The sequence below is a fragment of the Thalassotalea euphylliae genome (assembly GCF_003390375.1).
Taxonomy (GTDB): domain Bacteria; phylum Pseudomonadota; class Gammaproteobacteria; order Enterobacterales; family Alteromonadaceae; genus Thalassotalea_F; species Thalassotalea_F euphylliae_A.
Genome location: NZ_QUOT01000001.1, coordinates 2,942,027 through 2,959,084, shown reverse-complemented (window position 1 = coordinate 2,959,084; position 17,058 = coordinate 2,942,027). Strand labels below are relative to the sequence as shown.

At 42.5% G+C, this 17,058-nt stretch carries 14 protein-coding genes; all 14 read right to left on the bottom strand.

Features of this window, described 5'->3' with window-relative positions:
* Positions 1–34: 34 nt before the first annotated feature.
* The 14 genes from envZ to DXX94_RS13005 all read right to left on the bottom strand — a co-directional run bounded on the left by envZ (position 35) and on the right by DXX94_RS13005 (position 16,970).
* Positions 35–1,336 (bottom strand): two-component system sensor histidine kinase EnvZ, encoded by a 1,302-nt coding sequence (gene envZ, locus DXX94_RS13070; protein WP_116016522.1) that lies wholly within the window; start codon positions 1,334–1,336, stop codon positions 35–37.
* 56 nt (positions 1,337–1,392) lie between these two features.
* Positions 1,393–2,118 carry an osmolarity response regulator transcription factor OmpR gene (gene ompR / locus DXX94_RS13065; protein WP_116001961.1) on the bottom strand — a complete coding sequence of 242 codons (726 nt, stop codon included), beginning with the start codon at positions 2,116–2,118 and terminating at the stop codon, positions 1,393–1,395.
* Positions 2,119–2,458: 340 nt separating this feature from the next.
* Positions 2,459–2,938, bottom strand: coding sequence for a hypothetical protein (locus DXX94_RS13060; protein WP_116016520.1), 480 nt, complete (start codon positions 2,936–2,938; stop codon positions 2,459–2,461).
* A gap of 188 nt (positions 2,939–3,126) precedes the next feature.
* A complete protein-coding gene (locus DXX94_RS13055) occupies positions 3,127–3,741 on the bottom strand; it encodes a DUF938 domain-containing protein (protein WP_116016518.1) in 615 nt (204 codons plus the stop codon).
* Positions 3,742–3,881: 140 nt separating this feature from the next.
* Positions 3,882–4,202: an AzlD domain-containing protein gene (locus DXX94_RS13050; protein WP_116016516.1), complete on the bottom strand. Its 321-nt coding sequence runs from the start codon at positions 4,200–4,202 to the stop codon at positions 3,882–3,884.
* Positions 4,199–4,936 (bottom strand): AzlC family ABC transporter permease, encoded by a 738-nt coding sequence (locus tag DXX94_RS13045; protein WP_220348094.1) that lies wholly within the window; start codon positions 4,934–4,936, stop codon positions 4,199–4,201. The genes DXX94_RS13050 and DXX94_RS13045 overlap by 4 nt, the downstream gene beginning before the upstream one ends.
* Before the next feature lie 197 nt (positions 4,937–5,133).
* The gene (locus DXX94_RS13040) at positions 5,134–5,967 is read right to left on the bottom strand and encodes a mechanosensitive ion channel family protein (protein WP_116018503.1); all 834 of its coding nucleotides are present in this window, start codon (positions 5,965–5,967) and stop codon (positions 5,134–5,136) included.
* 194 nt (positions 5,968–6,161) lie between these two features.
* On the bottom strand, positions 6,162–7,205 hold the full coding sequence (locus tag DXX94_RS13035) for a sterol desaturase family protein (protein WP_116016514.1): 1,044 nt from the start codon (positions 7,203–7,205) through the stop codon (positions 6,162–6,164).
* 239 nt (positions 7,206–7,444) lie between these two features.
* Complete coding sequence (locus tag DXX94_RS13030) at positions 7,445–9,691, bottom strand: TonB-dependent receptor family protein (protein WP_116016512.1); 2,247 nt, start codon at positions 9,689–9,691, stop codon at positions 7,445–7,447.
* Between the two features lie 2 nt (positions 9,692–9,693).
* On the bottom strand, positions 9,694–10,968 hold the full coding sequence (locus DXX94_RS13025) for an imelysin family protein (protein WP_116016510.1): 1,275 nt from the start codon (positions 10,966–10,968) through the stop codon (positions 9,694–9,696).
* Between the two features lie 111 nt (positions 10,969–11,079).
* Positions 11,080–12,840, bottom strand: coding sequence for a DUF4856 domain-containing protein (locus DXX94_RS13020; protein WP_258872163.1), 1,761 nt, complete (start codon positions 12,838–12,840; stop codon positions 11,080–11,082).
* A gap of 214 nt (positions 12,841–13,054) precedes the next feature.
* Positions 13,055–14,218 carry a glycosyltransferase family 4 protein gene (locus DXX94_RS13015; protein WP_116016506.1) on the bottom strand — a complete coding sequence of 388 codons (1,164 nt, stop codon included), beginning with the start codon at positions 14,216–14,218 and terminating at the stop codon, positions 13,055–13,057.
* The gene (locus DXX94_RS13010) at positions 14,219–15,751 is read right to left on the bottom strand and encodes an oligosaccharide flippase family protein (RefSeq protein ID WP_116016504.1); all 1,533 of its coding nucleotides are present in this window, start codon (positions 15,749–15,751) and stop codon (positions 14,219–14,221) included.
* Entirely contained in the window at positions 15,744–16,970 is a 1,227-nt protein-coding gene (locus DXX94_RS13005; protein WP_147302289.1) for an O-antigen ligase family protein, read from the bottom strand. Before DXX94_RS13005 ends, DXX94_RS13010 begins: the two co-directional genes overlap by 8 nt.
* Positions 16,971–17,058: the final 88 nt, after the last annotated feature.

Here is a 17,058-nt window from a genome sequence, read left to right as displayed (position 1 = left end):
CGCTACTGGGCTATTTCACGGTCTGATTTCTTTTCTACTTTGATTTATGACTAAGAGGGAGCAAGACTTTCGCCTGTAAGCCACCGGTATCACGATTAATTAACTGCACCTTGCCACCGTGAGTATCAACAATCCGTTTAATAATCGCTAAACCAAGACCACTGCCTTCGGTACCACGTGCTTTGTCGCCTTGAGTAAATGGCTGAAATAAGCGCTCCATATCAGCCTCGGGAATGCCAGCTCCTTCATCACAGACACTGATATGGGCGTAGTGTTTGCCTTCTACGCCAGTGCAAATTTGAATATTGCCATGAGTATAGCGAATCGCATTTTGAATTAAATTAGCCACCGCCCGTTTAATCGCCACATAACGAAGTGGTAGTTGTGGCACTTCACCTGCCATAAAGGTCACTTGTCGATCGCTGGGAGTTTCAGCATGAACGACATCATCCACTAAAACATTCAGATCAGTGAGTTCCGCTTTATCTTTGCTATCGTGACGAATGTAATCAATGAATTGATCGATAATCGCATTCATATCATCAATATCACCTTCGATGCCGTCTTTCAGATAGTCGTCCTGCTCTGACATCATTTCCGCGCTCAATCGAATGCGTGTTAGTGGTGTGCGTAAGTCGTGCGAAATACCCGCCATCAGTAAGTTGCGGTCATCTTCTAACTGTTTGATGCCCTTCGACATATGGTTAAACGCCTGAGTTACCGCCATTATTTCAGTGGTACCTTCTTCTTCCAAAGGCTCTGGAAAGTCACCTCGCCCAACATCTTCAGCAGCATATTGCAGCGCTCGCAGCGGTCGATTCAAATTACGTACAAACAACCAACCAGCAGCAACCGATAACACCCCTAAAATGACAAGGAAAAAGAATAAAGGCACAAAATTAGATTGCTCTAAACCAGTAAAGGGAATTTTTACCCATAAACTCGGAGCCTGTGGGGGGCGAATCCAAAATAAGTATTCATCACCTTGTGTGATGCGAACTTCTGCAGGGCCATCAAGTAATTCTGACATTTGCGCGGAACGAAATTCTAAGTACACCGCATCTGCAAGGCCAAGACGCATCGCATCTTTTTCCCGATAAACGCCGATACCTGTCTCTCGCTGAAAGGCCTCTGCCATCGCCGGACTGAGCTCAGAGTCTTTAATATCAATAAATACCACGCGAATTTGCTTGGCAAGTAATTCATTCACTTGCTGGAAATTGGGTTGAATAATGTAGAGTGTTATCGATACATACGACACCACTTGGTTAATCAACAACAAAAAGCCAATAAGTAAAACCGTTTGCCCAAAAGCACTGCGCGGCAATATTTTCATATAGTGAGTATCAACTAGTCGTTAAAGCAGGGCGAAAACTGGCGTGCAAAAGAAGCCTAAGCCGCTTCTTGTCCGTCAGGCACGAATACGTAGCCTAAGCCCCAAACCGTTTGAATATAGCGAGGTTTTGCTGGGTCTTCCTCTAACATGCGACGCAGGCGACTCACTTGCACATCAATACTACGCTCTAACGCTGAATAGTCTCGACCTCGTGCCAAATTCATTAATTTATCACGAGAAAGCGGCTCTCGCGGATGGGTAACAAGTGCTTTTAACACCGCAAATTCACCACTAGTCAGCGGCATATTAATGTCGCCTTTGACCATTTCTCGCGTTGCCAGATTTAACGTATATTCACCGAACGAAATGACATTTTCTTCCAATGAAGGAGCACCTGGCGCTTCTTGAATTTTGCGACGCAAAACCGCTTTGATACGTGCTAACAGTTCGCGAGGGTTAAACGGCTTAGGCATATAATCGTCTGCACCCAGCTCTAAACCTATAATGCGATCAACTTCGTCGCCTTTTGCCGTTAGCATCACAATTGGGATGTTATTCCCATTTTGGCGTAAACGACGACAAATCGATAAACCATCTTCACCTGGCAGCATTAAATCCAACACTAATAAATGGAAATTCTCACGCTCAAGCAGGCGATCCATTTGCTCAGAGTTTGCTGCCGAGCGCACTACAAACCCTTGTTCAACCAAATATCTTTCTAGCAGCGCGCGTAAACGCATATCGTCATCAACTACCAGTATTTTTTGAGTTTCCTGTCCCATTGTTTTGGCCTCTTAAGCTGTCGTAATAACTTCACTATAAGTGATATTAATCGGAGTGAAAAACGGAGAATGTTACAAAGTATTAAGTTTTAGCTATATCTAGGCAAAAACAATATAACTAAATGTAATTGATATGAAACATTTAAGCCATTAAGTGATAAGTACTGATAACTCAACACCAACAACGTAGAGAGTTTGCAAATAGAAGTGTTTAGAAAATATAGAGCTTGAAGTCGGATATATTTGGAATGCGCTGTTAATTTTTCAATTACCAATTGGCCTAGTTTCGATTAAAACAACACCTCCAAAAAAGCAATGAGCAGCGCAATCATCTGAGCGACTATTTAATATATTTAATCGCCTGCTCGGTGACACATTTAGTAAAACTTTTTTGTCGTTGCTCTCGCGATAATCGACTAATTGCATTTTCAACAAGCGCCATTCGCTTTTCGCGATCAGCCTCACTTAGTTTTGCAAATTGATCGTGAAAGCAGCCAACTAAGCCGAAATTAAGGGCAGTGTCAGATTGCGCATTTTCCCCCTTTAAACAAGTGCTGAGCTTTTCCGCCAGTAAGCCCTTGTCCATTTGCTCGATTATCTGGCCCAATTGGTAGGGAACAGGGTCAATTTTGCGCTTGAGGTTACAACCAAAAAACATATCAGCAACAGCAACCTTCGGAATAAGCGCTTGGTGCTTGGGTGCGAATTCTTTCATTAACCACGCTTTGTGCTCTTCACTCATTTCAGATTGTGCGTAGCCATTGCTTGCAAATAATAATGCTGAGCAAGAGATAAAGGTTATAAGCGAACGAAAAACCATAGAAAACAATACCTAAGATTGAAGTAAGCAGGTGTAAGTATAACGAATAAAATCCAACATTGGATGTGCTAATTTGTTATGACTAGTGAGTATTATTCACAGCGATCTTCACTCAACAGCCAACATCAAACAACCTCGCCAGAGCATCAGTATGATTTGAACTCTGTTCATAGCTATGATCAGAGGTATTAATTGAATTGCCAAACCACGAGTTGGTTATTCGCGGGCATATCAATATTTGCAGCTAGTTCCATACCCGCTTGTTTGGCAAGATCATCAACGGATTCAAAGTCACGAATAGCACTTTGCGAGTCCCTTTCTTTTAACCAAATGTCGAATTCAGCGTTACTTTCACTGGAGTATTTGCCACCAAAGTTAAATGGCCCGTAGGCAATAAATAAAGTGCCAGACTTGGCAGATACTGACATATTCGCGAAACATTCAATCACGTGCAGCCAACTCATAATGTGTAACGTATTTGCCGTATAGATAACGTCGAATGGTGTTTTAGGCCAGTGCAAAGTATTGGCAACATCTAACTCAATTGGCGAAAGCACGTTCGCACTACCGTGAGCTTTGATGTTGGCGGTTAATGGTGGAAGGTTAGGTGCAATATCGCTGCACTGCCAGCTAAGCCGGAGTAATTGTCCACTAAAATAACAGGCATGCTGACCACTTAAGCTACCAATTTCGAGTAATGATTGTTTGTCAGCTAAATAAGGTTTTATCGTTTGCCAGATAACAGCTTTGTTGCGTTCACAGCTTGGGGCAAAATTCTGCCAAGCTTGCTCTAATTCGTTCATTTTGAATCTGTTTATTTGTGACCATGAATAGTAACTATGAATAGTGGCTATTCATATTTACTTTTGTTAAGTGCGGTATTTTAGCGGATAGTCTCTTAACTTAAACGATTATCTGAGCCTTTAGGCAATTATCTGGGATTTTAAGAGATAATCAGCCACTTCCAAGCTGCAAAGGCGGCTAGCCCAGCAACCACGGTCAGCAGCATATTTTTGCGCCAAAAGCTGATAGCAATGGCTACGATTGCACCAACGATATAGGGGTTTTCAATACTGGCATAGAACTCCCCTTTTGGCATGAAAACAGCAGGAAAAATAATCGCGGTTAACACCGCAATGGGAACATAGTTAAGTGCCCGCTTAAGCTTGTCAGGGAATTCAATGTTGTCTGCTACCGCAAACAGCACGTAACGAATACCAAAAGTAACAACAAACATGCCGAAAATCAGTAAAACTTCGTTCATTTGCTTGCTCCTTTACTGATATGAGCATCTGGTTGCATTCCACCTTGCTTAGCTTCTAAATACATCGCCACCAAAATAGCGACTACCGCAGAGAACAATAGTCCTGTTTTATGCGGCCAATCATAAGTAATTAACGACAAAACACCAGCGGTTAATGCACATGCTAGCGTTGCACGATTATGCAAACAGGGCACAATGATACCAATAAAGGCCACCACCATAGCCATATCTAAGCCCCAATTTGCCATGTCTGGGATACTTTGGCCTATAAACAAGCCCACCAAAGTACATACTTGCCAATTAATATACATAAACAGCGCAGCGCCAAAATAATACCAATGGAAATTGGCTTGTTTACCGTGGTCAGTTAAGTAATTACTGGCTACCGCAAAGCTCTCATCAGTTAGCAGGAATGCCATAGGAGCGCGAATAGCTTGAGAATAAGGCTTTACATGCGGTAGTAAATTTGCCGAATACAACAGATGGCGAAAATTAACAAAAAAGGTCGTCAGTACGATCACCGGCCAAGCTGCGCCGCCAGCTAGTAACCCCACTGCAATAAACTGTGACGAGCCAGCAAAAACAAATACTGACATGGCAACCACAGCCCAAGCAGAAAGCTCAGTACTTTGGCCAAGTGCCCCGTAAATAATGCCAAACGGGATCGCCGCCAAAATCAGCGGTGCGCAGTCTTTCATGCCGAGGATGAATAATTTTAAGCGGGTATATTGCACAAGCCTTGCTGCAGATATGATAAGTCCTATCAATTACATAGCGGTTAACAATCGATATTCAACCACATACATAATTAATGTTCGTGATATTGACTATAAACAAGCCACCCCGATGTTTAAAGTTAACAACAGAGTAACTTGCTTCAAGAATGCTGTTGGCCTCTGACAGCTAATCAATGACCACAGACCGAAATAGCTTATTCCGATGCAGGAATAAGATGCACATCTCGTTGTGGGTATGGAATGGTAATGCCCGCTTCATCAAAGGCTATTTTTATTGCCTCGTGGCTGTCAAAAAACACAGGCCAGTAATCATCTGACTTCACCCATGGGCGCACCAAAAAATTCACTGAACTATCAGCATGGGCAGAGACAAAAATATCAACCACAGGGTCTTTAAGGACACGTGGGTCTTTATCCATTACTTCTTGCAACACTGCCTTGGCTTTTCTAACATCATCGTCGTAGCTAATGCCAAAGGTCATATCGACACGGCGTGTCTCTTCGACAAAAACATTTTTCACACAACCGTTAGACAACAGGCCGTTAGGAATAATCACCCGCTGATTATCTAGGGTACGCAATATAGTGTTAAAGATTTGAATTTCGACGACATGACCAACATAGCCTTGGGCGTCAATCACGTCACCTGCTTTAAATGGACGGAAGAAAAGAATTAGAATACCGCCCGCGAAATTTGCCAAACTCCCCTGCAATGCTAACCCTATCGCTAATCCCGCAGCACCTAGCATAGCAATAAGCGACGCCGTTTCTACACCAATCATGGAGGCGAAAATAATCACCAACACCGCTTTGAAGGTAATACTGAAAATACTGACAAGGAATTGATGCAGGGTTACTTCCACCTGCTTTTTAGTCATCGCGACATCAAGTAATTTGACGAAACGGCCTATAATCCAAGAACCGATAATCCAAACAATTATCGCCAGTACTAGCTTAGTGCCAAAGGTAATCCCCATTTCGCCAATCAGCTGCATATAGTGCTCAACCTGATTAACATCGATATTCATCGCTTGCGCTGTTTCATCAATCACAGCACTGACTTCGCTGCCCTGCTCACTGCTTTGTGTAGTCATAACCTTCCCCTAATTGTTGATCTTTTCGTTGGTTTTAGAAAACTATCAACAATTAAGTGTAGAAAGGATTGGCCGATTATTAAAACTTTGAGCGGCAAGCCAAATAATTTAGTTAATGCTCTGCTTGGTTACCTAGCTTTGGACTTGGGCTTGGACGCGCCAGAAGTCAATGATCGAGCCAGCACTTGCCAAGATTTTGCAAACGGCTGCAAGTAGATACCCCGCAATGTCTGATGCTCTGCATATTCGTCACCAATACCAATACTCAAGTTTTTTACACTTGATGATCGCACCAAAGTGCCAAACAGGCGATCCCAAATGGCTAAAGCTGAGCCTAAATTCACATCAAATAACTTAGGGCTGTCACTGTGGTGGATTTGGTGTTGAGCAGGCGAGATAAACCAGTTTTCTACTTTATCTCCCCAACTTAACCAAATATGACTATGGCGTAAGTTAGAGCCCATAATATTAAAGGCAAATACAAATAAATTGGCGCCAACAATATCAATCATTTTTAGTGTTGGGCCAAATAAGAAATAACACAAACCAACCACTGTGCCTTGTGTTAAAGCCATGCGACACGCATACAAATAGCTTTCCACCGGATGCGAACGATAGATGGTAAAGGGTGTCAGCACTTTTGCCGAGTGATGCACCTTGTGAAATTCCCACATAAAAGGAATTTTATGCAACATGGAATGCAATAAAAAACGGGTAAAGTCATCGACAATAAACAGCAAAACAGTAAATACCATCATGGTTGCGCCTGCTGACAACTGAATATGTTCAATCACCCCAAACACACTTTCCAGTGCTGACGAAATGCCAAGCGCAATGGGTACCATAGTGACCACCACCAATGGAAATAATGCCGCCTTTAGTAACTTATTGAGGACAAACAGCGCATAATCGTTTTTTGCCGATTGGCTAAAGTAGATCGATGCAGGAAAAAGGAAATGCCAAAAACGCATCGCTGCTGACTTGCCTGCTAGTTGCTCGGCATTGTAATGAGATTCAGCTAAAGGCGAGGTTTGACGCTGTTTGCCAACGCGCCAAAAAACAAAAGCAGCAAGCGCGATAGAAGAAAGGACATAGCCCCAATATATGCGTTTGTTCGCGTCAAACACATATAGGGATAATTCTTTAAAGTTGCTTAGAAAAAAATCTAACATTTATCAATTCCAATACTAGCGCACCTACTCCTTGTTATCACTATACTCTCGCCAATATCAATACGCACATTAGCCTTAATAAAAATTGGCTAATTACTTAAAAATTTAGCCTCTAGCGTCATGCTGGAGGCTGAGTGTTTTAGCGCTACTATTCAATTAAATATCCGACTAGTAGCGCACCTTTAACGCTCGATTAATCAAGGGTTTATGAAAATCATGTTCAAAAGTTTGATAACAACTTAGAAGCTGTATTGATAACCAACAATCGCTTGTTGCGGTTTCGTTGGGCGTGCACCAAACGGACGACGACTAACAATTTCTTGTTTATCAAAGACATTGTCCAGTTTTAGGTAAACACTACCATAGTCACCAAAGTCGTAGCTCGCCGACATATCAACTACAGTCAATGACTCTGTTGTTACACCTGATAGCACCACGCCATCACCAGAGGCTTCTAGCATTTCATCAATGTAACGAGCCACTAAACTAACTTCCCAGTCGTTACTAGCTAAACCTAAGCTGACAGAAAGCTGGTTTTCAGGCAGGTAAGGCAATGCGTCGCCTTCTTCAACAGCGCCCCACATCGGGAAGTCAGAAACAAAGCTCGTATCAAACTCACCGTCTATGTAGGTGTAGGTAATTGAGGTTGGTACGTCAATACCCCAATCCGTTGCAAAAGTGTGCGAGGCCGCTAATTCTAGCCCCAGCACACTGGCTTCACCACTGTTAAACTCGGCATCTAAGTTACCACCACACGCGGATGCCGCTGAGAATGAACAGCTTTCTTTTAAGCTGTCGAAGTCGTTGAAAAAGACAACCGCTTCTAACTGAGAATTGCCGTTGTGATAGCGGGTACCAACTTCATAGTTAACACTGTTTTCAATATCTACTTCTGGGCTTTCTTGTGGGCGAGTCGGTACAAAACCTTCGTGTACACCCGCAAAGAAGCCTAGCTCGTCAGAGTATTTGTAGAACACGCTCGCACTTGGTAACCAGATTCTTGAATCTTTATTCAGGTAGTCGCCTTCACTGCCCGGCGCTTCATTCTGGTATTCAGAATCAATAAACTCACCGCGAATACCTAAGGTAAACTCAAAGTCATTTACGTAAATCGTATCTTTCAAGAATACCGCTAATGCTTCGCTTGTTTCACGGTTACTGGTTGTCGCAACTTGCGGCGAGCCATCAGACACTAAATTGCCCGAGCGCATAAAGAATGCATCTTCAGTATGGCGACGGCGAATTTGGTCTTTGTGAAAGCGGAAACCCGCGTTAACTTGATGCTTAAGACCCGCTAGCTCAACATTGTAGTAAAGCTCTGATTGAATACCTTGTGAGTAGAATTCGCGGTAATTATCACCGACTAATAGCTTTTCATACTCTTGTACTGAGTCTTGTTCACCGGTCAAAATGCGATAAAAACGCGCATTCACTTCATCTTCAGGATTCGCCAGAATCTCTTGCAGATCGCGATTAACTAAACCACCTTTGAAGCTATTAAGCTTAAACCAAGAGCGATCAAAATCGTTGTGGTAGATACGTGTTGTGACATCAAAGGTATCATTGCCAATAAAGTGGGTAAACATAAACTGTTTATGTTCCCAGTCCATCAAAGCCAGTTGGTCGGCAGCGTAACGACGATTCGGGTTTTCAGCGAAATCGGCGTCCGTTAAACCTAAGTAGGTTTCATTAGACTCTTCATCAGCATAGGCAAGCTTTAACTCAATAACTTGGCTATAACCACCACCCGATAGGTCGTAGTTAAACTTCGCCATGATATCGTTTTTCTCAAAACCTGTATCACCACCGCCATCTAGTTCTTTAAAGCCATCAGAGCGTAAGTGAACACCTTCAACCACATAGCCAAAGTCGCCATTAGTGCTACCAAAATAAGCTTTAGCACGACCAAAACCATCACTACCTGCCGCTAAATCAATCGAACCTTCTTGGGCCTGAGGTACTTGGCGAGTCACTAAGTTAATGGCACCAGCAACGGTATTGGGGCCGTACTTAGTGGCCGCAGGGCCTTTCGACACTTCCACAGCAGTGACTTTACTCATCATTGGGAAGTAGTATGCCGCTGGTGCTGAATAAGGTGCAGGACCAATCAGAATACCGTCTTCCATCACGGTAATTTTCTGGCTGCGCTCAGGCGTTGCACCGCGAAAACCAATGTTTGGACGTAAACCAAAGCCGTCTTCTTCACGAATATTGACACCTGGTACGCTGTAAAGCACACGGTTAATATCGTTAAACTTGAACTTCTCTAGTTCAGCTTCACCAATTACCGTAGTTGAACCTGGTTCGGTACGTAAGCGATTGTCGTTGCCTAATATTTGAATGCGTTCATAGTATTCAGCAGGCTTGTCATCATCTGGATTTTCATCAGCAAAAGCTGGCATAGCAACAGACGAAAGCGCTGTGGCAACCGCTAAAGCAAGCGTCGTTCGGTTGATAGTTTTATTGTTATTTGTCAAAACAGCCATGATTAGTCATTATCCCCCGCTGAAGTTTGCGGTAATTCAAGCGCTAAGCTATTGATAAAATCAGCTTTCAGCGTATCGGTGATAGCTTTTACTTTACCGTGCGTTTCCGCCACTTGCGCTTCGTTGCTGGTTAGGGTGTCGGCTAAGCTTGTTTGGTATGCTTCGGCATCGGCAATTGCCGCTTGCACGTCCGCCGTTAATGAGTCGGCCGTTGCTTGGTCGCCAACATCAATTAAGTAATCAGTAAAACCAATACCCTCTTTACCTGTTAACAATTGCTCAAAACCGCGTAAGTTATTAACAACATGTTCGATAGATTGATTGGCAAAACCTGACTCAACATCTTCAGGACACGCCTGTGAGCCACAGCTATTAGCAAATAAACCCAGTGGCGTTGCTAGCTTGCCGTCTTTTGTGGTGGTATCAAGATAAAACATGGCATCGCTTAAACGGTTAACCGCATCATGCTCGCTAGCAATATTGCTGACGGCACTTCCGGCGGTTTTTAATTGCTGCGCATAACCGTTATCGCCAGTCCACAAGTTCAGCAATTCACCGCTGGAATTAACGATATCGTTCGCCACTTCAACGGCAAAATTACAACGAGCAAGTTTACGGTAGGTCTCGGTTTGATTGTTCCAATTGTCTGGTGATCCGGTAGGACAACTATCGGCAAGTTCTTCGTTAAATAACAAGTACTCTAATGCCGCCATACCTTTGCGCGACGGGGTGCGACGGGTAATGTCGTAAGGCTGGCCATTGACTGTACCTTCGGCAAAAAACACCACATCAAAGTCAACCGCACAGGAGTTAACAATTGGCCAAGAATAGATGCTATTTTTCAACAAACTATCATTCTCAAGCAGTGGCCCTAACTGCATCAACTCCGCTTGTTGCCATGTGGCCATGGCCGTGCCCCAGCCGTTTTGTGCAGCAAGACGCGCATCAGCAACCGCTTGTTCACTAACGGTGAGTTGTTCAAACGCGGTTTCTGCCTGGCAGTAAGCGTCAACTAAGCTCGCTTGTGCTTGAGCGTCTTGTTGAAATTGCTGAAAGGTTGGCGTGATCACATTGTCAGCCAAGTTAGCAATCAAGGCTTGTTCATTAAATTCGGTTTGGGTCGGTGGCTGAGTGTTACCGCCACCAAAATCTGGACCCGCCTCGGCGCTGGTGTCTTCACCACAAGCGCTCAGCAATGCACTCGTGACAATTGCTAGTGTAATTGCGCTGAGCTTGTTGCTCGACTTTGGTAAACGACTGATATTCGACTGAGACATTAAATCTCCTAAGCTTTTTATCTTGTTATTAAACGACAAAAAGCCTGACTGAAATTCAGCCAAGCTTTTAAAAATTAACTAGTTGTTTTAGTTAAATTTATATTTGGTTTATTACCAGTTTGCCACGTTTTCTGCATCGAAACTCATTGCTGCCTGAATAATATCACGTGCTGCTAACAAGTCCGCTTTGTACGCTTCTACATTTGCTGCGTCTAACACTGGTGCATCCTGCATTAACTGGTGTAATCGTGTGTAATCCGCGTCAGAAATTTTTGAGTATGGGTTAAACTGAATGCCTAACGCAAAACCTTTCATTTCTGACCAGTGCTTGGCTAAATCGCTGTAGTTGAAATCAGCTGTGCCTAACTTATCTAGATCTGAGCGCGTATCGTTAATGTAGTGAACAACCGTGGCGACAATGGCTCGCTCCCATGCGTCTACCGCAGCATCACGATGCGTTAATAACTCAGTCATTTGATCGTCTGTTAACGCCATACCCGCATTCGCATTGATGATGTCACGACCGGCAAGGAATGCTTCCATTACTTGTTTAGTGAAATCGGTTGGGTTGGTGTTACCAGCTGTCGCGCGGTCACGCTTACCCGCATTTACCGACTGGCCAAATAGGAACTCAGACTTTAAGCTGATTTCGCCGTCTTCGTCAGTGTCATGCTTACCGTTGTACTCTTCACGGTCGCCAGCGTCAGCATCAATTTTGCCTGAAATTTCATTATCGCTGTACTCAAGGTAATCAACTGTTGCACCGAAGTAACCAAAACCTTCATCGAATTGGTGCTCAAGGGTTGAATAAGACTTACCTGAAACCGCAGCAACATTGTCTGTTAATAAACCTTTGCTGCCATCAATATCGTTACCTGCCGCATCAACAACTTCGTTGCCTAAGTAGTCATCAGTTGCTTGTGAGTAGGTAATACCCACCAATAGGAATTTCTGAATAAGTTGTTTTAAGTCAGTACCGTTGGTGTTTAGGTAGATATCTGTGATGTCTTCACCAGTTACTGCTTGGCGAATTGTACCGTTTAATTCCGCTTCTGCATTATCTGCTAGCTGGCCGAAGAAAATGTCCACTAAACCTTCTGGCGTCGTTGAGCCTTTCTCGCCCCAACCTTCGAAATCACCATCATTCCAAAGTTTGTGCTGACCTTTTTCATCATTACCCGCAAGCTTACCCACTAAGTTTTTGTGGCTACCTGAAATATCAGTTAAGAATTTCTCTTTGGCATCAGTAAAGGTAATTGGGAAGTTATCGTACTGTAATTCTGTAGTACGGAAGAATTTGTCTAAAACATCGATGACGTCTTGGCGACTAGTTAGCGTGCCGTCTTCTAACTCACCCTTAAGTACGTTAGTGATGTAGTGGTTTAACTCAGCGATTAGTGCGTGACGAGCGGTTTGACCCGTGTAAGAAACGCTTGATTCACCTTCAACAAACTTGCTGTTGAATTTGTATGTATCAAGTAAGTCGTTAACATCAATGGTTAATTCTTTTGAAAAAGTCGCGCCATCAGCATCTGCAACAGTAACGTTAACCGCCATTGACGTTGCTTGCTCGTAGTTAGCTGCATAACCGTCAGCAAGTTTTAGTTCATCGCCATCAATTGCAAACATATCGCCATCAACAGTAAAGGTCATTGCACCACCTTCGGCATCAGTAGCCGATAACTTACCAACTACTGCACCTGCCATGTTTTCATCAACACTGCTGTTATCAATCGCAATATCTGTTGGTGCTGTATTTGGTGTCGGTGTTGGTGTTACCGGATCTGTATCGTCGGAACCGCCGCTGCTACCGCCACAGGCAGATAAAGTTAACGACACTAAAATAGCTGTAGTAATTAGAGATTTTTTCATTTTCGAAATTAACCTTGTTGTTAGTATTTTTCAAACCCCTATTAGCTATAGGAGAGAAAATGCATATGTGTAAACTTATGTAAATTTTGTAAAGCATACTAGCACAAAGACAAATGCAAATGCGAATAAATATCATCAATAACTTTATGTTTGTCGTTTATGATCAATATTCGATTTTTGATTATAAAATTATTAGGGGGGTATCGCGCGATCACTATTCGACTATGGTGTCAGAAGACTGCACCGTATTATCGCTTGTATTGTCGCATTTAACATTGAGTTCCATCAAATAAAATAACTGTTGATTCACTCGGTTAACATCGAAATAAGCTTCAACAAACTCTCGACTCTTGTGAGCCATCACAGGCCATTCACCGCTGTTTTCAATAAACCAAAGCATAGCGTTGGCAAGCGCATCTACATTTTTGCTTGGCACTAACTTGCCATTCTTGCCGTTAATCACAGTATCACGACATCCAGGAACATCAGTTGTCAAAATTGGTCGGCCTATGGCCATTGCTTCCAGCACAGTTCTGGGCAAGCCTTCATGATAAGAAGGCAGTGTATAAATATGACATTGTTCGATAAATGGGCGCACATCCTTTTGTTCACCCAAATAATCAATGTATTCGTTCCATTGCGCCACTTCACCTGATTTAAGCCCGTCAGGTGAGGGGTCAAAAGGACCTACAAGCTGAAAATTGACTTCTGGATATTTAGCTTTAACTTGTTGAGCAGCTTGCGCATATTCGCGAATGCCTTTATCGCCTAATAAACGAGCTATCAACAAAAAGGTAACAGGCTTATCTGGTAATGGTTTTTGAGCATAGTCGGTAAGCGATACGCCTGAACCATAAACTCGGCTAGTTTTTTCAATATTTACTAACTTTTCATCAATAAATATCTGCTTGTTTTCGTTATTCTGGAAAATCACTTTGCTCGCAGAACATAAGCTAAAACGATACAAACATTTAACCAAGCCTCGTATTAGTCGCCTTTTAAACGAGCCTTTTTCAAACGCATAACCTAAGCCAGTTATCATCGCATAGAACTGAGTTCTGGCAATTAGCTTGGCCGCAATGCCTCCCCAAATAATTGGCTTGATAGTATATGCAAGGATCTTGTCAGGCTGCTCAGCACGAAACAGTTTTAACAATTGCCAGAGTGTCGAAAGATCCGCCAAGGGATTTAGGCCATTACGCTCAACTTTATAGCCAACAAAACGAGCTCCGATAGCCTCTATCTGTTCAATAATATCGCTAGAGGCATATGCCGTTGATACCACAACATCATGCCCTTGAAGCACTAATTGCTCAATTAAGACACCGCGAAATTTAATAATGGAATCAGGAAAGGCGCCAAGAATCATTATTCTCATTTACTTAACACCTCCCACTTCTGCCTTAACAAACACATTGTTCAAAATACCTTTAATCCATTGTTTTTCCTGTTTATTGATGAATAACCAATAAATCAGGACCAAATAACCCATGAGAAAAAGAAGGCACTGGCAGATTAAGCCAAACCAGCCACTAAACTCAGGCATGATTAAAGCAGAGCATACAATGGCAATACTTAGTACTGGCAACATAAGAACAGCGGTTTCATAGTAAAAGCGTTTGATTTCTATACCTAAGCTGGCTAGGTATCGGCTAATTAATAAAACTTCACCGATAAGTAAGGTCGCTGCAGTACCAATAGCGGCGCCAACCAGCCCATAAATATTGACTAAGAACACCGAGAGCATGACATTTAGGCATGCAGTAGCCAGCAAAATAAGGCTTTTTATTTTGTGTTTATTCATTCCGTGCAGTAATGCATTACTAGCACTGAGTGTTAACACAAGGGTGAAAGGTATCATGGGAAGTAATGCCACCCAGTAAGCTAATTGAAACTCTGAACCAACAAATAATTGGATAAATTGCTGACCAAACAGAATAAAAATACCGAGTACAAACGCCAGTACGATCAACTGCATTCGACCGACTTTAATAAGCTCATTGGTTAATTGTGTCATCGTTGCTTTCGCTGTCACCATGCTGATTATTTTCGGTGCAAAAACGTTTGAAATCGTGCTAGCAAAGGCAATAAAACATAGAATAAGCTGAATACCAACGCTAAAAATAGCTACCGCTTCGCTGCCTTGCATGTAGCCAACAATAAGGTTATCAACACGCCAGTTTATTTGATTAACAATCACAGCAAGTGCAACAAATCCACTAAAAACAGCTACCTCTTTCAAAGCTGTAAAATTAAAGCCCTGATATGAAACTCTGAACTTAAGTTTCCAGAAAACGAAGTAGATACGCATCACCGCTTGGCAAACATTAATAACAAGGTCTATTAACGCAATTTCGATCACGCCGTAACCAAGCAATAATGCACCAACAACCAGCGAGCAGCGGAGCAAAAAGAATGAAATTTGAGAGCTCTGTTCAAAGACAAACTTTTCATGCGCAGTAATAATGCCCGTGAAGCTGTTACTCATTAGAGTCACAATCACACTAAGTAGCAATAGCGCATAGCTTTGTTTAAGTAGGCTTATTTCCTCTAAGGTCAAGCTCTCAGCAAACATGCTAGGCAAATGCCACCAAATATAGCTGCCCACCGCAAAGACAAGCATTGCAATTAGCGTATAGATAAACAACACATTACCCAAAAACTGATGTTGAGCTTGTAGGTCATTTTCAGCACGATACTTTGCAATGAATCGAACAGTTGTATTTGATAAGCCAAGCTCAAGTATGACGAGATAAAGCGCTAATGAAGAAACTAGGCTGTAGATCCCGTATTCACTGACCCCCAAATGATGAATCATAAAAGGGATCAGCAATAAACCGAGAATGTTTCTTAGCGAGATAGATAAGTAGCCTAACGCTACACCTAGGCTGCGCTGTTTAGCATCATTCATGTTTGGCTCGGCAGGTATTTAAGATGATCATTAGTAACAACAAGTAGCTGGTATATTTACCCAAGTTCTGTAAGCTCAAGCAATATAGACTGAAAACAATAAGCGGTAACAAACTGATCGCATAAATTTGCTGAGTCGATGTTCGAATTTTTTCAGCTTTAAAGCATAAATAAAAAAAATAAAGAAAGACAAAACTGCCAAGCAGGCCAAAACTGACAAGCAGCTCGATATAGGTATTGTGGGGGCCAACAACCTCTGTAAATACGTTATTGTTCAAGAAGAAATGATTATAGTAACCAAGGTAACCATTGATTCCTGCACCAAAGAGCAGAAAACTTAAATCTAACTGCGTAAATAGGGTTAAGTATTCCACAAAAATAGTACTGCGAGCTCCAGTCAGATCGGCGGCATTATCGCTAGAGAAACGCTCAAAAATTGCCAGCTCAGTAGCAGCACCATGCCAATAGAGCACAAAGCTTACTGCTACTAACACTGCAAAAAATACAACACTTCGATAGACCATTTCCCCGATAGCGGTGCGAAAATACAAAACAAAGTAAAGCAACAAGGTAAAACTCGTGACCAAGAAAAAACTTCTAGAAACAGTTATTGCCCCAACTCCTAATAATGCCGTACAAAGTGCCAATTGGGAGATTGAAATCCGCTCTCTAGGGTGACTGGGTAAATAAAAAAATACCAATAACAAGCAAAATAACCCGAAATTGTTTGGGTCGCCGGCAGCACCAGAAAAGCGTTGTATAACGTTAGTGTTATATACCACTTCGGGATGAAATACCTGATTAAGCAGGCCAAATAACGTCGAAAATACAAAGCCAAGTAGAAATGCAAACCGCAATTGCGCAAAACTGGCGTATTTTCTCTTGTCAAAGATCAGCATGATCACCAACAAAAATAGTAATAGCCAACGAATAGTTTTGCTTGAGAACACCACTGGATTGTAGATGATATGCAGCAATTCAAAGCCAATCAGTACAAGTGCAGCGATAATACCAGGAAGGTAGTATTGGCTCCTTCCGCCTTCAGTTAGCAAGTAACGCCCTAACACAGCTAAATAAATCAAAGTGGCTAGAGATACAGGCAAATAAGGATTTGTCGAAAACGGTGCCAAACATGGGATCAAGAAAATTATCAATTGTATACTGCGAGAGAAAGGCAACAAGCCTGCAACAGCAACCCCAATAGCAACTACGGCTAACATTAGAACAGCTTGTTGCGTGATCGCTAAAAGTAAAAAAATAAAGCCTATTAGCATAAGCTCGATGGGAAATTTCTTTACTGACCCCAAA

Coding starts and splice junctions, on each gene's coding strand:
- envZ (WP_116016522.1), bottom strand. CDS start 1,336: ATGAAAATATTGCCGCGCAGTGCTTTTGGGCAAACGGTTTTACTTATT.
- ompR (WP_116001961.1), bottom strand. CDS start 2,118: ATGGGACAGGAAACTCAAAAAATACTGGTAGTTGATGACGATATGCGT.
- DXX94_RS13060 (WP_116016520.1), bottom strand. CDS start 2,938: ATGGTTTTTCGTTCGCTTATAACCTTTATCTCTTGCTCAGCATTATTA.
- DXX94_RS13055 (WP_116016518.1), bottom strand. CDS start 3,741: ATGAACGAATTAGAGCAAGCTTGGCAGAATTTTGCCCCAAGCTGTGAA.
- DXX94_RS13050 (WP_116016516.1), bottom strand. CDS start 4,202: ATGAACGAAGTTTTACTGATTTTCGGCATGTTTGTTGTTACTTTTGGT.
- DXX94_RS13040 (WP_116018503.1), bottom strand. CDS start 5,967: ATGAATATCGATGTTAATCAGGTTGAGCACTATATGCAGCTGATTGGC.
- DXX94_RS13035 (WP_116016514.1), bottom strand. CDS start 7,205: ATGTTAGATTTTTTTCTAAGCAACTTTAAAGAATTATCCCTATATGTG.
- DXX94_RS13030 (WP_116016512.1), bottom strand. CDS start 9,691: ATGGCTGTTTTGACAAATAACAATAAAACTATCAACCGAACGACGCTT.
- DXX94_RS13025 (WP_116016510.1), bottom strand. CDS start 10,968: ATGTCTCAGTCGAATATCAGTCGTTTACCAAAGTCGAGCAACAAGCTC.
- DXX94_RS13020 (WP_258872163.1), bottom strand. CDS start 12,840: ATGAAAAAATCTCTAATTACTACAGCTATTTTAGTGTCGTTAACTTTA.
- DXX94_RS13015 (WP_116016506.1), bottom strand. CDS start 14,218: ATGAGAATAATGATTCTTGGCGCCTTTCCTGATTCCATTATTAAATTT.
- DXX94_RS13010 (WP_116016504.1), bottom strand. CDS start 15,751: ATGAATGATGCTAAACAGCGCAGCCTAGGTGTAGCGTTAGGCTACTTA.
- DXX94_RS13005 (WP_147302289.1), bottom strand. CDS start 16,970: ATGTTAGCCGTAGTTGCTATTGGGGTTGCTGTTGCAGGCTTGTTGCCT.